Origin of the sequence: Mesomycoplasma flocculare ATCC 27399 (genome assembly GCF_000815065.1) — a bacterium.
GTDB lineage: Bacteria > Bacillota_I > Bacilli_A > Mycoplasmatales > Metamycoplasmataceae > Mesomycoplasma > Mesomycoplasma flocculare.
On record NZ_CP007585.1, the window covers coordinates 755,397 to 778,866 of the forward strand.

Sequence of the window (23,470 nt, forward strand, 5' to 3'; positions counted from 1 at the left end):
GTTATTTAGTTTTGAAAAGTAAATATAAAAAATATAATAAGCAAATTGTATTACTCGAAAAATCATTGAAAAACACAGTCTCAACCAAAATTGGCTTTTTTTACGGTGTTACAGGATTTATACATTATTTTGGGCAAAAAGGTAATACTAAAATTTATTACAAACAACTTTTGAGATGAATAGTTTTTGTTCTCAACTTTTGATATGATGAAAAAAACTTTTTTAGAGATAATATTTTTCATCATAATCATAAGGATTTTAAACTTTTTAATAGTTTAATAATTGAAACCATTTATGCATGTGTAAATAACAAAAATTTTTTTAGCTATTTTTTTGATAAAAATTCAAAAATAAAAAGTTATAACTCAAAAATTTACAGTTTTATACTAAAAATTTCTAAATTATTTGCTTAATAATTTAGTTTAAGGAGAAAAATGAGTTTTAGTAAATTATTTAGTTTTGCAAAACTGAAATTCATAGCTATTATTTTGATCATTTTCATAAAAGAGGCAGGTTTTTTAGCTCATATTTTTAGTTATAAGTTTATTTTTGAATTTCTAACAGAAGAAAAGCCGACTTTTGATCTAAGTTTATCGCTTACCTTGCTGATTGTCCCGCTGGCAATTTTTATCGTTTTTACTTTTTTAAAAGGTTGACTTTTTAGCATTTTAGAAATGGATATCCGCAACAAATTAAGTGATATTATTATCAAAAAAATTCAAAATAGTGATTACTGTGATTTAAAATTCAACAAAAACGCAATGCTATCATGATTTAATTACGATCTAAGGCAAAGTTTGGAAGCCATTGAAAGCTTTCTAAACATAATCTCACCAATGATTTCGATTATTACAGGAGTTTCTTTGATGATAGTTCTATCCCCTAGGTGAGGTTGAATTTTAATTATAACTACTTTATTTTTAAGTTTTATTTTACTACTTTTTCAAAAAAAAATTAATAAATACGCCTCTGATCCGGTAATGAAACTATCAGAAGATAGTGAAACTTTTTCCAAATACAATCTCGGACTTCTTAATTCCTTTAAAGCTTTCTTTTTTCATAACAAAAAGGAAAAATTTAAACAATTATTTTATAATAGTTATAAAAATTTTTCCAAAAATCAAATAAAAGAATATAAAAAACTTACCAAATTAAATCTAGCACTAACGATTTTATTTAACCTGTCAATTGTAATAGTTTTAATTGAATTATCGCTTTTAACCTTTTATAAATTTTATAGTTTAACAATTTTTTTATCCCTACTTTTGTATTCTAACCGTTTTAATTCTGATATTGGAAATGTCGTTCTTAGTCTGTTTCAATTTAAACAATCCGGCTTTTTGCTTGATAAAATTGTTAATGAAGGTGATTTACCTGAGCAAAAAATAGTACCAGAAGAAGAAATTAATAAAATTAGTTTTGAAAATGTTAATTTTAGTTTTGATGACAAAATTGTTCTAGATAATTTTAATTTTGAATTCGAAAAAAATAAAAAATATTTAGTTAGCGCCCCAAACGGAACCGGAAAATCGACATTAATCAAATTAATTTCCGGAGTTTATAATAACTATCAGGGAAAAATTATGATCAACAATAATTATGATCAGAAAAATTTAGATCAAAAATATTTAAGGCGACAAATTGGGTTTATTGACAACCAAAATTTGATTTTTGAATCAAGTCTTAAAAATAATATCACTTTATTTGATGAAAATCCTGATTATCAAAAATTAAATTTGATACTAAAATCATTGGAAATTGATTTTGAACTTGAAAAGGAAATTAGCGATTCTAAACTTTCTGAAGGTCAAAAACAAAAAATTGTTTTTGCGCGACTTAAATACTCACCAATAAAATTTTGACTAATTGATGAAGCTTTTGACAATATTCAAAAAGATTATTCCAAAATTTTAATTAGTCAATTGCTAGAAAATCCCGAATTTACCGTTGTTTTTATTAGCCACCACATCAGCGAGTGACAAAAATCAAACTTTAATCAAATTATTGAATTAAGAGGAAATAGCTATGAAAAAAATAGTTAAATTGCATTTTTTTAATGTTTTTTATTCGCTTTTTATTTTTGGCTTAGTTGCTCTTTCAATAGTTTCACAAAAATTTTTATATCAGTCTTTAATTGAAAACAAGCAAATTCAGATGATAATTTGACTTTTGCTTGAAATTTTTGCGATTTTGGTTAGCTCGTTTTTATCAACGCTTCATAATTCCTTACTTTCAAGAATTTTTGGACAAGCAAGTGCAATTGAATTAATTAAAAAGAAGGCGGAAATCTTTGATAATTTAACATATAAAGAATATGTTAAAAACACTCCAGGAAGTTATTTTTCCTTGTTTTTTAATGAAGCTTTTACAAAAGGGGAGATGTTTTTTGCTTTTTTATTCCATATAATTTCAATCATTTTCCCAATTATATCGATTTTAGCAACTATTTTTTATATAAATCCGCTAATTGGCGCATTTGTTCTAGGTCTTATCCTTCTTTGAACAGTATTTCCGGCATTTTTTAGAAAATTTTTTAGTAAAAAAATCCAAGAGCAACTAAATTCACTTGAGAATTTTAATGAAGAATTTAACAAAAAGTTGGCTAAATTCGAAGCTTTTTTGTTTTTCAATAAAATTCATTTATTGAAAAAAATTTTAAAACCAACAGCTAGAAATGCTAGTTTTGGCCAAAAATCTTATAGATTTTGGAACGAATTTAACAACAATATAAACTTAAGCATCCGCAAATTGTTCCTGATTTTAACTGATCTATCTATTATTTTATTAGGCATATATTATAAAAATTCCGCGCAAACAATCGTTGTTCTTGTAACAATTAACAGCGCAAATCAACTATTTATCAACGATTTTAACACCCTTATTGTTCTAATGATTAATTATTTATCCTTAAAAACACAGTTTAGAAAATCAAAATTAAATGAAAAAAGCGCTAAAAAAATCTTGAATTTCCAGAGCTTTAATGAAAAAATTGACCTGATTAGTATTGAAAATCTAAATTTTAATTATCAAGATAAACTTGTATTAAAAGATGTTAATCTTAAAATAATCAAGGGCAAAAAATATCTCCTTCAAGGTGAAAATGGCGCTGGAAAATCGACTTTTTTAAAAATTCTAATGGGTATTGAACGCGATTATACAGGAAAAATCACTTTTAATTCAAGAGATCTAAAATCAATCAGTGACGAAAATATCATTACAAATATTAGCTATCTTGATAACAATCCGTGCTTAATTGAAGGCGATTTAGACCAGAATATCAGTTTTTATTCAAAATATGAAGCAAGAAAAATTGAAGATCTAATTAATTTAGTTAATTTAGCGAAATTAAAAGGTAAAATTTTAATAAACTATTGCGAAAAAAGTGATCTCTCAGTTGGTCAAAAGCAACTAATTAATTTTGCAAGTCACCTTATTGAAACAAAGCCAATTCTAATTCTTGATGAAGCCTTTTCCAATCTTGATAAAACAAATAGTCAAAATCTTCTAGCTTGACTTCTTAAGCAAAATATCACTTTATTTTTTATTTTCCACAATTTAGATCAAAACTTAATTTCCAAATTTGATTTTCAGCTAAATTTTTCCAAAAATCAAATTTTAGTTTCTTAAAGTTAAAGGGCTTTAACTTGATAAAACAAAAACCTTTTTTGAAAATTTGTTTTTTAGCAAACATTCAAAAAAGGTTTTAAGATTTATTTTAGAACTCTCAAAACTGAATAGCAACTTTGTGATTAAAATACTTTAAGATTTAACTTTTTAAACTTTGAATTTATTAGTATTAGTCAGCTGAATGTATTACTACACTTACACCTCTAACCTATCAACCTCATAGTCTATAAGGAATTTCATAAGGAATACTCATCTTTGAGGAAGCTTCCCGCTTAGATGCTTTCAGCGGTTATCTTTTCCGTACTTAGCTACCCAGCTGTGCCTTTGGCAAGACAACTGGAACACTAGCGGTACGTCCACTCCGGTCCTCTCGTACTAAGAGCAGCTCTCATCAATATTCCAACGCCCACATCAGATAGGGACCGAACTGTCTCACGACGTTCTGAACCCAGCTCACGTACCGCTTTAATTGGCGAACAGCCAAACCCTTGGAACCGACTTCAGCTCCAGGATGCGATGAGCCGACATCGAGGTGCCAAACCTTCCCGTCGATGTGATCTCTTGGGGAAGATTAGCCTGTTATCCCCGGGGTAGCTTTTATCCGTTGAGCGACGGCCATTCCACAATGAACCGCCGGATCACTAAGTCCTGCTTTCGCACCTGCTCGACTTGTAGGTCTTGCAGTCAACCACACTTTTACCTTTATGCTCTGCATATGGTTTCTGACCATATTGAGTGTAGCTTTGAACACCTCCGTTACTTTTTAGGAGGTGACCGCCCCAGTCAAACTACCCACCACGCACTGTCTCTCTTCTAGATAATAGAAGCAGGTTAGAAAATCAATTTATTAAGGGTGGTATTTCAAGGTTGACTCCTCAAGAACTAGCGTCCTTGGATCGCTGTCTCCCACCTATCCTACACATAATAAACCAATTCTCAATACGAAGTTATAGTAAAGCTCCACGGGGTCTTTTCGTCTTGATGCGGGTAACCAGCGTTTTCACTGGTACCATAATTTCACCGAGTCCAATGTTGAGACAGTAGGGAGATCATTGCGCCTTTCGTGCAGGTCAATAATTAGTTGACAAGGAATTTCGCTACCTTAGGACCGTTATAGTTACGGCCGCCGTTCACCCGGGCTTCACTTGGTTGCTTTGCAAAAAGCTAACAACTTTGCTTAACCTTCGGGCACTGGGCAGGCTTCACCCTCTATACTTCGGCTTGCGCCTTCGCAGAGAGCTGTGTTTTTGATAAACAGTTGCCCCCCCTATTTTACTGAGGCCCTTAAAAAGGGCATCCCTTCTTGCGAACGTACGGGATAATTTTGCAGAGTTCCTTAACATTGGTTTTCTCGCTCACCTTAGAATACTCATCTTGGGGACGTGTGTCCGTTCTTGGTACAGGTTGTTAAAAAATTAATACTAGAGGCTTTTCTTGGAAACATAGAATCATTTAATTCGGTACTTGAGTCTCCTCTTCCCTATGCATCACAGCTTGAAATTAGTGTTATACGGATTTGCCTATATAACTTTCTTGCTTGCTTGCCCCACAATCCAGTAAGTGGTAAAACTATCTTTTTTCGTCACCCCGTCGCTTTGTTAACAAGTATCGGAATATTAACCGATTGTCCATCGGATACGCTTTTCAGCCTCTCCTTAGGCCCTGACTAACCCTGGGTGGACGACCCTTGCCCAGGAAACCTTCCCCAATAGGCGTCGTGGATTCTCACCACGAGTCGTTACTCATTCCGGCATTCTCACTTTTAATTTCTTCACTAGTAGTTACCCTCTAGCTTCAGCGAAATTAAAACGCTCTCCTAACGCAAACTTTATAAAAAAATTTACCCGTAGCTTCGGTATTGTGTTTTAGTCCCGTTACATTATTGGCGCATGATCTCTTGACTAGTGAGCAATTACGCACTCTTTAAATGGTGGCTGCTTCTAAGCCAACATCCTAGTTGTTTGAGAAATTACACAACCTTTCTCACTTAACACAATTTTGGGACCTTAGCTGACGATCTGGGTTGTTTCCCTCGCGAGCGTGGACGTTATCACCCACGTTCCGACTGCATAGGTAAAATTAATGGTATTCGGAGTTTGATTATAGTCAGTACAGCTAGGTGCCGCCATTCCATATTCAGTGCTCTACCCCCACTAATTATATTACTACACGCTAGCCCTAAAGCTATTTCGAAGAGAACCAGCTATCTCCAGGTTCGATTGGAATTTCACCGCTATCCACAAGTCATCCGGGCACTTTTTAGCGTACTGCGGTTCGAACCTCCACTTTGTTTTACCAAAGTTTCATTCTGCTCATGGATAGATCACCTGGTTTCGGGTCTATGTCAACAAACTAAACGCCCTATTCAGACTCGGTTTCCCTACGGCTCCGCTTTAATCTGCTTAACCTTGCTTGCTAACATAACTCGCCGGACCATACTGCAAGATGTACGCCATCACACATTAACGTGCTTTGACTACTTGTAAGTAAATGGTTTCAGAATCTGTTTCACTCCCCTCTCGGGGTTCTTTTCACCTTTCCCTCACGGTACTAGTTCACTATCGGTGTCTGATTAGTATTTAGCCTTACCAGGTGGTCCTGGCAGATTCAGACAGGGTTCCACGTGCCCCGCCCTACTCAGGATACATTTATGAGATTATATAATTTCGTATACAGGGATATCACCTTCTATGTCAAAGCTTTCCAACTTTTTCTACTATTATATAATTTTGTAACTCAGTTAAAATGTCCTACAACACCGTAAAAACGGTTTGGGCTTTTCCCATTTCGCTCGCCACTACTTTGGGAATCATTATTTATTTTCTTTTCCTGTTGCTACTAAGATGTTTCAATTCGCAACGTATTTCGCTGCTTTAACTATGGATTCATTAAAGCGCAATCTAGGTTTGCTAGATTGGGTTACCCCATTCGGAAATCTCCGTATCATAGTTTATTTCCAACTCCACGAAGCTTATCGCAGGTAATCACGTCCTTCATCGACTTTCAGACCCAAGGCATCCACCAAATACTCTTATTTATTTAAAAAGTTAAAACTATTTTTTGAGTATAGCCTATTTTTTAGATAATATATCTTAAGGTATTTTAACAATCTTGAAATAATCTTATTCATAATCGAAATTATGAATAAAAAATAAACTCGGTTTAATTTTAAAAGATTATTGGAATTATTTCTGTTTTTCAATCAGAAATAAAATTGTTACTATTCAGTTTTGAAAGAACTAAAATTTTGTTATTTAAACAAAATTTGAGAACAATAGAGCTCTCAAAACTAGGCATATATACCAATTATAATAAACAAGGAGGAAAATGAATTAAAAAAAGTAACTAAATTTATATTCAAAAAAAGAATGCGAATTAAAATAATATTTTTATTTTTGGAAGCCATATTTAAATATATGGTAATTTTTCCGTAGAAAGGAGGTGTTCCATCCCCACGTTCTCGTAGGGATACCTTGTTACGACTTCACCCCAGTCATCGGTCCTGCCTTAGGCAATGGTCTCCGAGGTTAACTCACCGACTTTGGGCATTACCAACTCCCATGGTGTGACGGGCGGTGTGTACAAAACCCGAGAACGTATTCACCGCAGTATAGCTGACCTGCGATTACTAGCGATTCCGACTTCATGAAGTCGAGTTGCAGACTTCAATCCGAACTGAGACTACTTTTTTGAGATTAGCTTGACATCACTGTTTTGCTGCTCTTTGTAGTAGCCATTGTAGCACGTGTGTTGCCCCACTCGTAAGAGGCATGATGATTTGACGTCATCCCCACCTTCCTCCGGTTTACACCGGCAGTATCTCTAGGGTTCTCAACTTAATGTTAGCAACTAAAGAAAAGGGTTGCGCTCGTTGCAGGACTTAACCTAACATCTCACGACACGAGCTGACGACAACCATGCACCATCTGTAATCTCGTTAGCCTCCGCTATATCTCTATAGTTTTGCGAGAATGTCAAGAGTGGGTAAGGTTCTACGCGTATCTTCAAATTAAACCACATGCTCCACCGCTTGTGCGGGTTCCCGTCAATTCCTTTAAGTTTCACTCTTGCGAGCATACTACTCAGGCGGATCATTTAACGCGTTAGCTGCGCTAGTGACTTCTGCCACCAACTAATGATCATCGTTTACGGCGTGGACTACCAGGGTATCTAATCCTGTTTGCTCCCCACGCTTTCGTCCCTCAGTGTCAATATATGACCAGTTAGCTGCCTTCGCCTATTGGTGTTCTTCCTAATATCTACGTATTCCACCACTCCACTAGGAATTCCGCTAACCTCTTCATAATTCTATTTTGCCAGTATCTAAAGCGGACTAAAGTTGAGCTTTAGCATTTAACCTTAAACTTAACAAAAAACCTACGAACGCTTTACGCCCAATAATTCCGGATAACGCTTGCGACCTATGTATTACCGCGGCTGCTGGCACATAGTTTGCCGTCGCTTTCTAGTAAGGTACCGTCAAGATTAGATCATTCCCTACCTAATTTTTTCTTCCCTTACAACAGCAGTTTACATACCTAAAGACTTCATCCTGCACGCTGTGTCGCTCCATCAAGCTTTCGCTCATTGTGGAATATTCCTTACTGCTGCCTCCCGTAGGAGTCTGGGCCGTATCTCAATCCCAGTGTGGCGGTACAACCTCTTGGCCCCGCTAAACATCATCGTCTTGGTAGGCCTTTACCCTACCAACTAACTAATGTTGCGCACCCCCATTTTTTGGTGGAGCTTATTTTCGCTCCTTTTCATAAAAATTCATGTGAATTTTTATTATATCCGGTATTAGCCACTGTTTCCAATGGTTATCCCAGTCCAAAAGGTAGGTTAGGTACGTGTTACTCACCCATTTGCTACTAAAACAATACTTTAGTAAAACTAAAATACTATCCCGTTCAACATGCATGTATTAAGCACACAGCTAGCGTTCATCCTGAGCTAGGATCAAACTCTCATGATTGCGTTTAATTTAAAATTGGTTTCGTAATTATATACCTAGTTTTGAAAGATCTAAAATTCTATTTCGCCTTTTTTGCGGCGTAAGGTTAATTCTACCATAAAAATTATTTTTTTTTTTTTTTTTTGCATATTTTTTGCATATATGAAATTCAACTCATAAATGCAACCCACAAAACTCCAGAGCGAAAACACTAACATTATACCGTATAGCGAAAAAAAACAAGAAAAAAAGAAGTCAGTGCGTACGTACAGTTTATAAATAAAGGAATTTTGTTGGGAAAATACATGTTGGTGGGGAAGAATTTTGCACTGTTTTTTACAAAAAAAAATGTAAAATTCTTCTCTGATTTATAAAATTAATTTCAATTCTAACAAAAAATAGTTAAAATAAATATTTTTTTTCGTTTTTTTATTTTTTTTGAGTTTTTATTCATTTATAAAAACCTTATGTAAAAACAAGTCAAAAAAACGGGAAAAACATTAGATTTTACGTTTTTTTATTTTTTCCGTATTTTTTACAAAAAAAAGTATAATTTTAAATATACACAGCGCAATTAGTAATAAAAAATGCCGAATTGAAAAATAATTTTATTAACAACAGGAATTATTTCTTTCTCAATTGCTTTCATTTCACTTTTTTGAACAAAATATAAAAAAAACCAGTTAATCAAAAAATACAGTTTTAATTTAGAAAGCAAGGATTCAGAAAAACTAATAAATATTAGGGAACAGGTTTTAGAATTAAATAGTGAAATTTGATTAATTGAAAGTCTTGAAGTCATTATAAATAAAATTAATAAGGAAAATTTTAAAAAAAATCTTTTCCTTGAAAATGACGGTTTACTTGCTTGTCTTTCTCAAAAAAACATCAAAAATTCGCAAAATATTCTAGCAGTTAATTACCTTGATCAGGAAAAATTTAACAAAAACACTGAAAAATTAACAATTAGCGGACTTAATTTGGTTAGTTTTTACGAGCCTTTTTTTGATTGTATCTTAATTTCTGTTAAAATTGAAGCTAAAAATATCTTAGAATTTTTAGAAATGCTCAAAATTGGCGGCGTTTTAATTTTGAAATACCAAAAAAATCAACGCCGAACAATTTTAAAATTTTTAAAAGCGGAAAAAATAGCCTTTGATGAATATTTTTATTATGATTTTTTAATAATTGAAAAAAATAAATTAAAATTTGCTAACAATATTTAAAAAAAGGAGCAAAATATGAAAAAAATGATGAATGACGAAATCCTTTTAACTGAGCAAAAACTTGAAGAAATTAAAAAGGAACTTGAACATCTTCTCAATGTTGAGCGTGTGAATGTTATCCAAGAAATTAAGGATGCTCGTTCTCAAGGTGATCTTTCAGAAAATGCCGAATACGATGTTGCTCGGGAAAAGCAAGGAATAATTGAATCAAAAATCCGTGAATTGGAAACTATTATTTCAAGAGCTAAAATAATTGAGACAAATTCTGGTTCAAGCAGAGTTTCTATTGGCTCTAAAGTAACTCTTGAAAATATTGAAAGTCACGAAAAACAAACTTTTCAAATCGTCAGTTCAATTGATGCTGATCCTTTTGCAAACAAAATTTCAAATTTTTCGCCGATTGCACAAGCACTTTTAGGCCAAGACCAAGGGGACGAAGTTGAAGTTGATGTAAACGAGAAATATTCAGTAAAAATTTTGGAAGTAATTAACGAATAATGCCTTTTTCAGTCCGTCATTTTTTCCCTGATTCGACTGAAAAATGAAAAAAATTCACAAAAATTGTAATTCCAGTTATTTTTGCTACACTTTTTATATCAATAAATAATTTTATTGATAATTTTATGGTTGCACAAATTAGCGGCGGAATCACAGCCGTTGGAATGGCTAATGTTTGAACAGGAATAATTTTTTCTTTTGTTATCTCGATTAACTTAATTGGTTCAATTATTTTTAGTCAATATTGAGGAAAAAAACAGACCAATCTTGCAAAACAAGTTAATAATATTCGCTATATTCTATCAGTTTCTACTGTTTTAGTTTTCGGAATACTTTCATGGACAATTCCTGATGAGATGTTAAAAGTTGTTCAGTGAAATAAAACCGCGACTATTTTGGATAATAATATCTTTAAAGATGCAAAAAGTTACTTATTTATAATAGCTTTTTCTTGAATTTTATTTGCATATATTGTCACAACATCAGGAATTTTGCGGGAAATTGGTATAATAAAAATCTCGCTTTTGTTCTCTTTGTTCACTTTAATTTCAAATGTTAGTTTGAATTTAGTACTAATTCCGCAAATGGGTGTTGCTGGTTCAGCGCTTGCAACCGTAATTTCGCGACTGATTACGGCAATCTTAATGCATTTATATCATTTATTTTGCAGAAAAGAAATTAAAATAAGCCTACTAAAAATCTTTGAAATTGAAAAAAAAATTTGAAAACAATATTTTAAACGTTTATTTGGGATGTACTTAGTAATTTTTTCATCCCTTATTGTCTCAACCCGGACAATTTTGTGGTCCCAAAGTTTACCGTCTGGCTCAATCGGAATTAACGATGGAACAGGTTTTTATAAATATTGAGGAATTGGTTTTTTAACAATTTCCGGCATTATTATTACAATAACAAATATATTATTGACAACTTTTGCCGCAATTCAGACAAGTGTTTCAATTGTTGTTGGCCAAAATTTGGGCAAAAACAAACTTGATATAGCAAAAAAAAATGCTGCAATGTTAAAAGGATTTTTACTTATTATTTCAATTGCCATATCGATTTTGGCTTTTATCACTGTAGTTATTATCACAAAAACTAATCTAATAACAAAAGGCGTCGAAATTCAGGTTGAAAAAGGTTTAAAAGGCTATTTTCTAACAAACAACTTGCCAATAAATCACGAAATTATTAAAAAACAGCAAAGTTTAGCAATCAACTTTTATCTTAGTCAGATTTTCCAAATTTCAATTCTAATAGTTTTGCTAAACCCAATTTGAGTTCAAATTAATGCTTCTCTAAACATAATTAAGGCTGGTGGTCGTGCTAATTTTGCAAGTTTATGAGACTTTTTCCTTGGAATTTACCAGCTTTGTTGACAAATTATTACCATCCTTGTGTTTTTGCCGCTTCTTGAAAATGTAGATAATAAGTTGTTTTTTTTGATGGCAATTTTTTATTCTTCTGATATTGCAAAGTGAATAATTTACGAAATTTTGTATTTAAAAACTAACTGAGCAATCAATTTAACCCTTGAAAAAACAGCAAAAAATTTACCATAATTTATATTTTTTTATACTTTTAAGTTATAATTTATTGTAGAAAAATTTAAAAAATACTAAAAAAATATGAGATAAAGGAGAAAATTCATGCTTAAGCTAACAAATATGAAAATCTCTTTTGTCGCAATTTTCATATCAATCGCGGTAATTTTGTTAATAATTGGGGTAAGATTAGCGCCTTTTGCGATTCTCCCTAACTTTCGTCTTTCGATTATCGGACTACCAATCAAAATAACTGGATTTATTTTTGGGCCTTTTGTCGGCTTTTTAACAGGTTTGCTCGCTGATCTAATCACATTTTTGTTTATACCGGGTGTTTATTCTTGATATTATACTTTGTTTCTTTCGCTTGCGGGATTTATTCCTGGGGTTTCTTTTTGATTTTTTGTAATTAAAGGTAAAAAATGATTCGAAAAAAAAAGCATTTTATCTCGTTTGGAGCAAAAAATTTTCAATCAAAAACGAAAAATTTTTGATTTAACTTATCATAAAATCAGTTATAATACAAATGATGACTTTTTAGAAAAGAAAATCCAACAAAAATTGCTTTTCTTACAAAAAAAAGTAAAAAAAATAGAAAATTGAAAAGAAGAAAAAGCATTATTAAATTTTTATTGAATTGCAAGCATTTTAATTTTAATTTCAATTACTATGATTACAATTTATGTTGTATTGTTTAGTTCTTCGATTGATTTTAGCCAATCTCGTTTTATTTCAAACAAAATTTCTTTTCTAGTTCTGACACTTTTTGGCACATTTTCAATGATTATTTTTCTAATTTTTGCAAGATTTATTAAATTTTTCCGAAAAAATGAAAGGTATTTAACAATTGTGCCGATTATTGTTTTCTCTGCATTGCAAGAACCAATTACAAACATTATTGCTGCAAAAGGTGATGTTCAATCTGGAGCGCTTATCAATTTTGACACTGCTTTTTTAACCCATATAATAACATCTCCAGTAAAAATTTGAATCAATTTATCCGTAATTTATTTTACCGCAAAAGCAGTTGTGCCTCTTGTTTATAAAAAATTTGCCTATTCCATTAATTAATTAAATAAAATATTGATAATATGAATAATTTTTATGAGGAAAAAAATAAAAAACTTATTTTTCATAATATAAAAAATAAGTACTGAAATTATTTCAGTCTTGAATTAGATGCTAGTCAATGTAGTTTTATTTACTCATCTGATCAAAACTTTTTTAGTGAATTTAGAAAAATTCTTGAAAAGGAAAACAGTTATAACGGATTTATTCTTGAAGATAATAAACCTTATGAATATGGCAAAAACACTTGTTTTTCCGATTTTTTAACAAAAGAAATTTTTGATAAAAACAAAAAAAAACTCGTAATTGACGTGCTTTTATCATTTTGAAAAACAGAACCTTTCAAAATTAAAACCAACACAACTAGAAAATACATTTTATATTTAACAATCAAAAATATTGATACCTTTTTAAAATATTTCGAAACAGAAATTAACTCTCTTTTAGATAATCCAAGCTGAACACTTAAATTTGTTGAATTGGTTAGAAAAATTCAAAACGAGTATCAAATTTTAAACGAAAATTTTCATAATTTATATATAAAAACTGAACTTAACCCAAATATTGAACAAAAAAATTTAAATGAAAAACTAAAATTAAGTGCCCCTTATTTGGAAAATAAATTTGATAATTTAAAATTTAATGAAATTAGCGCACAAAATGCCCTTGAAATTATCAAAAATGACATAAAAAACGTCATAAATCAACATAATTCAGTCATAAATTCTTTGGATTCTGACCCATATAAAATCAAAATTTTCATTACTGGATATAATTGTTTTCTTAGCCTAATTAAAGAAAGCGACAATTTTCGTTGACTGAGTTCTCGACAAATTTTTAAAATTTATCATAAATTTGAGCGCTGACTAGGGAAACTATTAAATCAGAAAACTATTGAAAATATTTTAAGTGTGCAAAATTTTTTCAATAAAACTTTTGCTGAAGAATTTTGAATTTTTTGAAAACAAAATTACCAGCAAAAAATCCTTGAAGAAAGAAACAAAAAAGCTCAGAAACACTTTAAAATCAAGAAAATAAACTATTTTCATAAGGAAAATCCGTATTATCAAAATCTAAAAATGAATAGCAAAGCTTTGCATCGCGCAAATATTTTGTGACAGCACGAAATAATTAAAATGGAAAAGAAAAAGCTAAAAAAGAAGTTTGAAAATTCCTTTTTCGTGAAATGGATTTGGATTGCCTCTATTGAAAATAAATTACGAAAATTAAACGAAAAGTTTACAAAAATAGAATATAAAAATTACTTTATTTTTTTAAAAGATATATTAAATGATTTAAAAAACTTTTTTTATTTCCGTAATTTAAAGAAAATTGATTTGTTTTTACAAAAAAACCAATTTCTTATTTTTTGTTTTGAAAACAAAATTAATTTTGAATTCCTTTATAAAAATTATGGTAATTTATCGCAAGATAATTTATTTTTTTTAGAAACAAAAAAAATACAAATGGGAAATTATTCCCGTTTTTTATTTGATGAAAATTCATTTTTCCTTGAAACAAATTACAAACAGAAACTTTTCCAACACTTTTTCAGTGTAGAAGAAAGTCCTGCTCAGCTTTTTATTTTTTCGCGAAGAACAATAAAACCAATCCGTGATTTTAGTATAATTTTTGTCGAAAACGGAATATTAGTCGAATACATTCGTGAAATCGACTTACCCTTAACACCAAAAACAGCTTTTGCTAAATTTTTCTACCAAAACAGCGCTTTTGACCGAACAAATTTACATTTACTTGAAACTCAGTTATACAAACAACTTCAAAACGAAGTTTTTCAAAAAAATTCAGCAGGAATTAGCAATAATTTTGAATCTTTTGCCAATCCCAGAACGCCTATAAAAAACGCCAAACTAGAATTTAACAGCGACAGCAAAAAGTTTTCATTAAAAAAAGACATTATAGTTATTGATTTATTATAAAAGGATACTATGAAAAATAAGTATGATTTTAAGATTGTTGAAAATAACAGATATGAAAAATGACAAAAAAAAGGCTTTTTTATAGCTCCAAAAAATGCAAAAAAGCCTTTTTCAATTATCACTCCACCCCCAAATGTTACAGGGCAACTTCATTTAGGCCATTCTTGAAACGCATTTATTCAGGATTCTTTGATTCGCTTTCACAAATTGAAGGGTTATGATACATTGCTTTTGCCTAGTGTTGATCATGCGGGAATCGCGACTCAAGCAAAAGTTGAAGAAAATTTAGCAAAACAAAATCTTTCAAAATTTGATCTTGGAAGAGAAAAATTCATTCAAAAATGCTATCAGTGAAAGGAAAAACAATACTTAAAAATCAAAGAGCAATGATACAAATTAGGAATTTGTTATGATTTTTCAAAGGAAAGGTTCACACTTGATGAAAAAGCTCAAATTGCTGTAAGCCATTTTTTTGTCAAATTATGAGAAAAAAATCTAATTTATCGCGGTGAAAAAGCGATAAATTGGGACATTAAATTGCAAACAGCAATTTCAAATATTGAGGTGATTAACAAGCCTGTTGAACAAAAAATGTACTATTTAAAGTATTTTTTGGAAAATTCTCATAAATTTGTAATAGTTGCTACCACAAGAATTGAGACTATAAGTTCTGATGTTGCTCTCGCTATAAATCCAAAAGATAAAAGATATTCGCACTTAATTGGTAAAAAAGCTATAAATCCTTTAACAAAAAAATTAATAGAAATTATTGGCGATTCTAACGTAAGCGTTGATTTTGGATCCGGAATAATGAAAGTATCAGCTCACTCAATTATTGACTTTGAAATTATGGAAAAACATAATCTAGATGCAAAAGATTGCATTGATAATTTTGGTAATTTAAATGAAAATGTGCCTGAATTTAAAGGTGTAAATCGTTTTTTAGCTCGCGATTTAATCGCAAAAAAACTTGAAAAAGAGGAACTTTTAGTAAAAATAGAAACCGTTATTTCCAATGTTGGTTTTTCGCAACGAAGTAATGAAATTATAGAAATTCTTAAAAAACCACAGTGATTCTTAAAAATGGACAAACTATCACAAAGTTTAGTTTCCCACCTAGATTCAAAAGATAAAATTCGCTTTTACCCACAAAATTTTGAAAAAAATCTCAAAAAATGATTCGAAAAAATCCATGACTGAACACTTTCACGTCAGCTTTGGTGAGGCCACAGAATTCCTGTTTGATACAAAAATAACCAATTTAAAGTACAAATTAATTCTCCTGGACCAGGCTGAATTCAGGATGAAGATGTACTTGATACTTGATTTTCTTCGGGAATTAGCGCTTTTGCTTTTTTGGGTTGACCACAAAATTATGAACTAATTAAGAGCTATTTTCCAACTAGTTTGCTTGTAACAGGTTGAGATATTTTGTTTTTTTGAGTAGCAAGGATGTATTTTTCTTCGCTTTTTGCAATGGGAGAAAAGCCTTTTAACAAAGTTTTGTTGCACGGCCTAATTCGGGATGAACAAGGCAGAAAAATGTCAAAATCACTTGGAAATGGTCTGGATCCGATGGAAATAATTGAAAAATATGGTTCTGATGCTTTAAGACAAACTCTAATTTTTAACTCTAGTCCCGGAAAAGACATTCGATTTAGCCTAGAAAAATTAAATTCAGCTTGAAATCTAAACAACAAACTTTGAAATATAGCAAAATATATCGCGAATTTAGATAATTCCTTTGCAAAGCCAGACTTTATTGATCTTTGAATGGAAAATAAGATTCACAATTTAAAGCATGAAATTGCTAAAAATATAAAAAAATATAATTTTAGTATAATTGGAACGGAAATAAATAATTTTATTTACGGAGAATTTTCATCACGTTATGTTGAATTAATTAAAACCCGTAAAAACGGGTTTTATGCTCGAAAGTTGCTAAAAAAAATCTTGATTATTTTGCACCCTTTCATTCCCTTCTTAACAGATTTTTTAATTGAAAAAATTTTCAAAATAGAACTTTTAGAGCAAAAAATGCCTAGAATTAAAAGTTTTAAAAACAGTGAACAAGTAGAAAATATCCTTGAAATCATAGATAGTTTGCGAGCGCAAAGAGAAAAATTCCAAATTTCTAAAAAACTAATTTTAGAATATTGCATAATAGACAAAAATTTTACAAAAGATGAAATTAATATAATAAATAAGTTAACATTTGGAAAATGAACTGAAAACAACGAACTAATAATTAAAACTAAAAATTTTAAAATCGCAATTAAGGTTCCAGATAACTTTAAAAAAGAGCAGGAACAACGCGAATTAAAGGAAATAAAATTTCTGAAAAATGAAATTTTAAGAGCTGAAAATATACTTTCAAATGAAAATTTCTTGAAAAAAGCCCCTAAAACAAAAGTTGATTTAGAGCGTTCTAAACTTCAAAAATTAAAGGAAAAATTGGATTTTTACCACCAAAAAAAATAAAATTATTCTAATTATTCAATTTTAATCGAAAAATTAGAATCAAAATCAGATTCGCTTCCTTCAAAAGGAACAACAAAAGTTTGAGTATAAAACCTAACAAAAGGAAATTCAGAAATTTTGTCTATTATTTCTGTGTTTTTTTCAAAATAGTTATCAGGATTGGAACTTTGTTTATATTCTTTTGTTTTATAAACAAAGTTCATTATCGAAATGTTTGAATCTATTTCATTTTGAGCGTTTGTTTCTTGCTTCAAATTATCGGTTTTTTTGCTAATTTTGAATTTAATTATTTTTTTAGAATAATCCAAACTATCAAAAATCAACTTATAATTTGGATATTTTTCTGTTTCTAAAAATCCAAAAAAAGTACTTTCGGTACATTTTGGGCAATTAGGGGCTTTTTTTCTAAAAGCAAAAGAATTTAACATTTGATTAACATTTATTTGCAGATAGTTTTTATTGTCGCTATTAATGAGATTTTTTCTTAATAATTTAAGTTCAACAGAGGAATAAGGTGTTAATTTTGTTGGAATTTTCGACTTATTTTTGCTTATTTGGATTTTTTTTCCATCAATTTCTATTTCCTTAAACCCGACTGAAGTCGGAATCATAAAAACATACCAGAAATCTTTTAAATTGTCTTCCACACTAGGAATATAAATTGAATTTGGATTATGATTTAGTTCTCATTTTACTTTTTGTAACTGTTTTGAATTGTAATAACGGTTTATTAGATAAACATACGAGATTTCGGTTTTTGGGCTAAATCTTGTTGTATATTCAGGTAGGATTTCTGCAGTATTTGAAGCTGATAAATTGAACAAATAAAATTTTGAGTCTTTGTTTTCGTATATTTTTTCGCGGTTAAGCGAGCTTATTTCAATTAAATTTGTTTCATTAGTTAGCTTTTTTAATTTTTTTGCATTTTCTATAGAAACCGCGCTTTCTTTAGAAGTCTTTAATTCAAAATATGTCGAATTACAAGAACCAACAATAAAAAAAATTGCGGGCAAAAAAATTAAATTTCAGGGAAAATATTTAAAAATCTCGATTGCTTTTCTTTTTTTCATCATTAAATTTAGGTCTTAGAACTATTTTTTTTTTTTTTTTTTTTTTAGGAAATATTTAAATGCGTTTTATTAAAAGTCTATTTTAAAAATCTTCAAACGTTCGGAATTTTGAGTTTGCGTAAATTTTTGAACTAAACCAGAATACGAATGCTCATTAAAAATGATATCTCTTTTTTCGCGAAAAGCATAATTCCAAAGAAAAAATAAAATTTTATTAGCAAAAAGGTATGGATCTTCGAGAGTTTTACTATCAATATAAGAAAGCAAAAATTTATTTTTGACCCCCGCTTCAGACTCGATTAATGTATTTATAGTTTTTGAAAATTGACCTCAAGATAATTGGGTGTCGCAAATCTTGGTGGTTAAAATTTCAGAATTTGGTTTGCCGCTTAAATAGTTAATTTCTCAATTTTGGAGGAATTCAGATGATAAATCAATAAAATTATTATCTAAATCAGAAATTACAACCCCTATAATTGTAAGATTTCCAGGGATGTATATTTTTTCGTCTGAGCGTGAAAAAATATAATTAGACATTTCAAAATTTGAAATGCCGAGCAAACTTTCGCCATTTTCACCTCGAACAAAAAGTGGTTTGAAGGGCTGTAATGTAGTTTTTGCCCTTTCACTATTAAAATTTTCAAGAATTAAGTAATATTTTTTTTCTGGGTTTCAATAAGCTTTATGTAAAATTGTTAAAAAGGGGCTAGGTATAAAGTTGGGTTTAATTGCGCTATCTAAAGAATAATCATTAATACCAACAAAATTTTCTGGATTGTATTTATCAAAAAAAGTAACTATTTCATAATTTTTTTCATAAACATGTGGTTTTAAGAATTTTTCTTTGATTTCTGAATAAATTAAATTTGCTGAAGGAGAAATTAAAATTAGATTTTTGCCATTTTTAATAAGGGTTTTTTTAGGTTTTAATACAATTTGGTCATTATTTTTCCGAAAATCTAATAGGTTATAAAAATTTTTCTTAAAAGTTGCTTCGTTTAATAAATTTTGTAGCGAAAAATTGAATATTTTATTAACTTTGTGAATAAAATAGTTGAAATAATACTCTTTAGAATTTATTGGATTTGAAATTGAGTATTTAGAAACTTCTTTCTTCATTTCACGGCTTGCATGAGAATATGGCGGGAGAAGCGAAAATTTTTCATTAAAAAAGTTTTTATTATTTGGAGAATTTTTGCTTTCTGCAAATTTTTCGTTGTTATTTTCACTTTTAAATTTAGCAAAAGATTTCAAAGAATTTTTAATATTATTCTGAACACAGCAATTTTCAAGGAAATTAATTACCTGTTTTTTATTATTTTTAAGGTTAGTATGCTCAGAAATTATTGGAATTTCAGCATAATTTGGTTGAAATTGTTCATGATGAAGGTTGTTAATAGTTTTCGCGCTGTTTATTTTTTTCACCCCACCTTGTTCGTTTTCTTGATCTAGACAATAAGTTTCACAATCGCAGTTTTCCAATAATTCATTATCAAAAGATGATACGAAATTTATTTTGCTTGTTTTTTCTTTTTTTTCGGATTCTTCGTTAAATTCAAGTTTATTATTAGTGTTTTTTTGCTCGGGAGTTTTGACTGCATTTTCAAAATTTGGATTCTCCTGAAATCTAATTTCTTTTTGCTTGTTAACCTCAACTATATAATCATAGTTTGACTGAGAATTTTGAGTTAAATAGTTTGACCATTTTTCATAATCCAACCTAAGCAGACTTGCTTTTTCAAAACTATAACTTTCAAGTTGATTATTACATCTTCGAATCAATTCATCAACTTGCGCATATCAATGGTCATAAAGTTTTACTCTAAAAAATTCAGTACTATATTGTTTGTTTTTTTTGCGGGTAGACAAAACTTCGAAAAAAACTCCCGAAATTAAAATGTAAAATATATGATCTTTCTGCTTTAATCTGTAACGAAGTAATTTTATATCAAATTCAGGACAAACTGGTTCGCCAAAATTGAAATTTTGAAAAATCTCATCAACTAAAACTGGGGAGTTATTTCTTTTTTTGAGTAATTCAAGTGTCATTTTCAAAATGTGACGATATTCGTAGTTGATAAAACTAACTAAATTAAATAAAATTATGCTTATATATTCGCTAATTTTGATAGTACCGTTGTTTACAAGTTTTGCTAAAATGTTGATTTTTTGTTTCCCTGGCGTTAAAATATCTGTTTTTACTACCCCTAATTGCGCAGCTAATTTTAAATGTTCAGTTAAATCCCCGATAGGCTTTCAATTTTTATTTTTATAAATTTTTAACCATTTATTTTTAAAATTAGAGTTTATTTCTTCTTTATTTAAAAGGATAGCGCGTATTAGAATTTCAACACTTTCAGCCTTCCTAATGTGCGTATTTGAAATAAGCGACCAGATACAAGGTGTAATTTTGTTTTTCATTGGCTATCTCCACCACATTAATTTTTAAACTTTTTTTAAACAAACTAATAAAAATTTTACTAAAATTTTAGCATATTTATTTTATGTTTTACGAAAAAAGATGGGTTTTTTGGATTAAATCCATTTTTTCCTTTGCATTCATGGACGCATTTTTTCTCGGAAGAATTTTGATTTTTGCAAATAAAACACACCTAATGTTTGTAAAATTTCTCATATGCCACCGATAATTCAATATATTTGAAGCGATGCTTGAAAAATCACCCCAAAAAAAATAAAAATAATGGAAACTATTCTTTGAGTTTTTTGTTGTTTTTTTAGAGTTTCGTTTTCTTGAATATTCATTATTCTGTTTGCCCTTTTTTTGTTAAGTATTTTCGGGATAATTTGTTGCAGCCCTTGAACTAAAACAGTAACAATTATTATTGGCAAATAAATTCAATACCCTTCAAAAAGTTTCTGATATGAAGTTGCAGATAGTTCTAAACCTAAAAAATTGGTAACCTTAAAACTCGGAATTCCCTGTAAAGCACGCCAAACAGCTATAAAAATTGGCATTGTGACCAAAATTTGAGAAAAAGGCGCAAAAGGAGAAAAATTATTTTTCTTATATAAATCGGCGATTTCTTGGCGGTGCCGCTGTTGCATAACTTTATTTTTCTTGTAATTTTCGTATTTTGCATCAATTTTTGCTTTTTTAAGTTGTAGTTCCATTTGCTTATTTTGACCAAAAATTGTTTTAAATCTGAAAACAAAAGAAATAATTTTAGTAAAAACAACAATTGATAAAATTGATAAAATTGTTATTCAACCTGACCATTCATACAGAGACTGAGAAGCCGTGACTAAAAGAATAATTTTTGATAAAGGATAAACAAAAATTGAATAAAACGGACCTAATTTCCACGATTCAGCTCATGAAGTAATCGGAAATGATGGGATTTTGTTTTGAAATGCTATTTGCTTGGCGGCTATTTCATCGTTATTATTTCAACTATATGTTTGATTTTGAATATCAACTCGTGAAAAATTAACTGGAAAAATAATTTTTTTTATCGACTCCGCATACCCAGAAATTAATTTTTGACTTTCAGGCGATACATCTTTGCCTGCCTTTTGTTCAAATTCTTCGATTGCTTTTTCAAGCCTACCATTTGAAAATTGAGGGAGTGAAATAATTTTGTTATAAAGCGATTGAAAAACATCGCGCGAAAAAATCGCATACGTTCTATTGACAGGAGGAATTTTATTATCTAAATTAAAGAAAAATTTGTCTATTTTTTCGCTTATAGATGCTTTGCCTGAATCCTTATTTTCAAAATTATAAAGGTTTATTGGCAAGCTTTTTGCGCTTTGCAACCTTTCGAAATAAGACTTGTCTAATTTTAAGCTAAAATATTTTGGCGATGGAATTTTGATTTGTGTTCAATTTGTTTTTTGGTTTAAAGATTTTGACGAAGAACTAAAAAAAATAAACTCGTTATTTTTATCGCCCTTTAAATATTCGAATTCATGTTCTCCATTTTGAAACATTATTAAAGAGTTAAATTCGCCAAATTCAGAATTTTCGTTTTTAATTTGTTTTCTTAAAGAATCAAGAATTTGTTCTTGATTTAGCATTTTAGTATCAGCAGATATTAAAAAATTATTATTTTTTGTTGCTAAATCAATTCCAGGCAAATCTTTGTTTTTTACCGGTTTGAAAATTACATAATTTGGCATAACCTCGTTTTTTGAATTATAAAACTCTAAAGCCTCTCCAACATTATAAGAAGTTTTTACGACCATGGATTGTATACAACCAGTTAATGAAATTCCAAAAATAATAGTATAAAAAATAACTTTTAAAAATTTCAAAAGCCCTTTGAATTTAAAGGTTTTTTTATTTTTATGATTATTATTTTGAAAATATTCAAATGCTTTTGGTCGGGTTTGGTTATTTTTCATTTTCCTTTAACTCTTCGAAAATTTTTGAAAGGTGTTTCTTTTTTTCTTCAAATCCAAGTTTTAAAAAAGTTTTTCTTGCAATTAAAACTATTCGAAAATTCGAAAAAATGACCCCGTTTTTCTTAAAATCACAAAGGGCATTTTTTATTTGCCTTTTGAACCGATTGCGTTTAACTGCATTAGCAAATTTTTTTGGAATTGAAATTCCAATCTCAAAAAAATCGTGTTGCGCATAATAAAATATAAGGTAATTTGTGACAATTTGATTTTTTTTATTAATTACTGCTTGAAATTCTCAATTTTTTTTAATAATTCGAATTGTTTGCAAAACTATCTCAAAAAATTATTTATCTGATACTGTTAATCTTTTACGGCCTTTCGCTCTTCGCGCAGCAAGAACTTTTCTTCCATCTGCGGTCGACATACGAGCTCGGAATCCATGGGTTTTAACATGTTTTAATTTATTGGGTTGGTAAGTTCGTTTCACTTTTTCTCCTTTTTTTTAATGTTTAATGCGGATTTTTAACGATTTTTTATTATTTTATAAAATTATTGTTAAAATTTTAAAAAAACCAACTTTATTTATTAAATAAAATTAATAAATAAAGTTATTAAAAATGTTTGCGCTATTTTTATAACTTAAACAAAACTAACAGACAAAAAAATTGTACCATAATACTCGAGGAAAATTTATAAA

General features: G+C 29.7%; 14 protein-coding genes and 2 rRNA genes. 9 read left to right on the top strand and 7 right to left on the bottom strand.

The window, feature by feature from the left end; translation table 4 throughout:
* Positions 1–11: 11 nt before the first annotated feature.
* From MYF_RS03075 to MYF_RS03085, 3 genes are read left to right on the top strand one after another with little or no spacing between them, the layout of a single operon-like run.
* Positions 12–413: a hypothetical protein gene (locus MYF_RS03075; RefSeq protein ID WP_040538372.1), complete on the top strand. Its 402-nt coding sequence runs from the start codon at positions 12–14 to the stop codon at positions 411–413.
* Positions 414–434: 21 nt separating this feature from the next.
* The gene (locus MYF_RS03080; protein WP_002557491.1) at positions 435–2,042 is read left to right on the top strand and encodes an ATP-binding cassette domain-containing protein; all 1,608 of its coding nucleotides are present in this window, start codon (positions 435–437) and stop codon (positions 2,040–2,042) included.
* Positions 2,026–3,627: an ATP-binding cassette domain-containing protein gene (locus MYF_RS03085; RefSeq protein ID WP_002557490.1), complete on the top strand. Its 1,602-nt coding sequence runs from the start codon at positions 2,026–2,028 to the stop codon at positions 3,625–3,627. The genes MYF_RS03080 and MYF_RS03085 overlap by 17 nt, the downstream gene beginning before the upstream one ends.
* 143 nt (positions 3,628–3,770) lie before the next feature.
* Here MYF_RS03085 and MYF_RS03090 read toward each other — a convergent pair.
* Positions 3,771–6,672 (bottom strand): 23S ribosomal RNA (locus MYF_RS03090).
* A gap of 389 nt (positions 6,673–7,061) precedes the next feature.
* A 16S ribosomal RNA gene (locus MYF_RS03095) occupies positions 7,062–8,602 on the bottom strand.
* Together the 16S and 23S rRNA genes form the textbook arrangement of a ribosomal RNA operon.
* A gap of 566 nt (positions 8,603–9,168) precedes the next feature.
* On the opposite strand from MYF_RS03095, the gene MYF_RS03100 reads away from it, so the two are divergent.
* From MYF_RS03100 to MYF_RS03125, 6 genes are all read left to right on the top strand, one after another.
* The gene (locus MYF_RS03100) at positions 9,169–9,807 is read left to right on the top strand and encodes a BC85_0335 family putative methyltransferase (RefSeq protein ID WP_002557489.1); all 639 of its coding nucleotides are present in this window, start codon (positions 9,169–9,171) and stop codon (positions 9,805–9,807) included.
* Positions 9,808–9,822: 15 nt separating this feature from the next.
* Positions 9,823–10,305, top strand: coding sequence for a transcription elongation factor GreA (gene greA, locus MYF_RS03105; protein WP_039387722.1), 483 nt, complete (start codon positions 9,823–9,825; stop codon positions 10,303–10,305).
* Entirely contained in the window at positions 10,305–11,867 is a 1,563-nt protein-coding gene (locus MYF_RS03110; protein WP_002557487.1) for an MATE family efflux transporter, read from the top strand. The genes greA and MYF_RS03110 overlap by 1 nt, the downstream gene beginning before the upstream one ends.
* Positions 11,868–11,954: 87 nt before the next feature.
* Positions 11,955–12,920 (top strand): hypothetical protein, encoded by a 966-nt coding sequence (locus tag MYF_RS03115; protein ID WP_002557486.1) that lies wholly within the window; start codon positions 11,955–11,957, stop codon positions 12,918–12,920.
* 20 nt (positions 12,921–12,940) lie between these two features.
* Complete coding sequence (locus MYF_RS03120) at positions 12,941–14,857, top strand: ligand-binding sensor domain-containing protein (RefSeq protein ID WP_002557485.1); 1,917 nt, start codon at positions 12,941–12,943, stop codon at positions 14,855–14,857.
* Between the two features lie 9 nt (positions 14,858–14,866).
* On the top strand, positions 14,867–17,338 hold the full coding sequence (locus MYF_RS03125; RefSeq protein ID WP_002557484.1) for a valine--tRNA ligase: 2,472 nt from the start codon (positions 14,867–14,869) through the stop codon (positions 17,336–17,338).
* Between the two features lie 11 nt (positions 17,339–17,349).
* Here the strand turns inward: MYF_RS03125 and MYF_RS03130 are convergent, their stop codons facing one another.
* The 5 genes from MYF_RS03130 to rpmH all read right to left on the bottom strand — a co-directional run bounded on the left by MYF_RS03130 (position 17,350) and on the right by rpmH (position 23,260).
* Complete coding sequence (locus tag MYF_RS03130) at positions 17,350–18,411, bottom strand: hypothetical protein (protein WP_002557483.1); 1,062 nt, start codon at positions 18,409–18,411, stop codon at positions 17,350–17,352.
* Positions 18,412–18,477: 66 nt separating this feature from the next.
* Positions 18,478–20,829: a hypothetical protein gene (locus MYF_RS03135; RefSeq protein WP_002557482.1), complete on the bottom strand. Its 2,352-nt coding sequence runs from the start codon at positions 20,827–20,829 to the stop codon at positions 18,478–18,480.
* A gap of 114 nt (positions 20,830–20,943) precedes the next feature.
* Complete coding sequence (gene yidC, locus MYF_RS03140) at positions 20,944–22,773, bottom strand: membrane protein insertase YidC (RefSeq protein ID WP_002557481.1); 1,830 nt, start codon at positions 22,771–22,773, stop codon at positions 20,944–20,946.
* A complete protein-coding gene (rnpA, locus tag MYF_RS03145; RefSeq protein WP_039387723.1) occupies positions 22,763–23,101 on the bottom strand; it encodes a ribonuclease P protein component in 339 nt (112 codons plus the stop codon). Before rnpA ends, yidC begins: the two co-directional genes overlap by 11 nt.
* 15 nt (positions 23,102–23,116) lie before the next feature.
* A complete protein-coding gene (gene rpmH / locus MYF_RS03150) occupies positions 23,117–23,260 on the bottom strand; it encodes a 50S ribosomal protein L34 (protein ID WP_002557480.1) in 144 nt (47 codons plus the stop codon).
* Between the last annotated feature and the right edge of the window lie 210 nt (positions 23,261–23,470).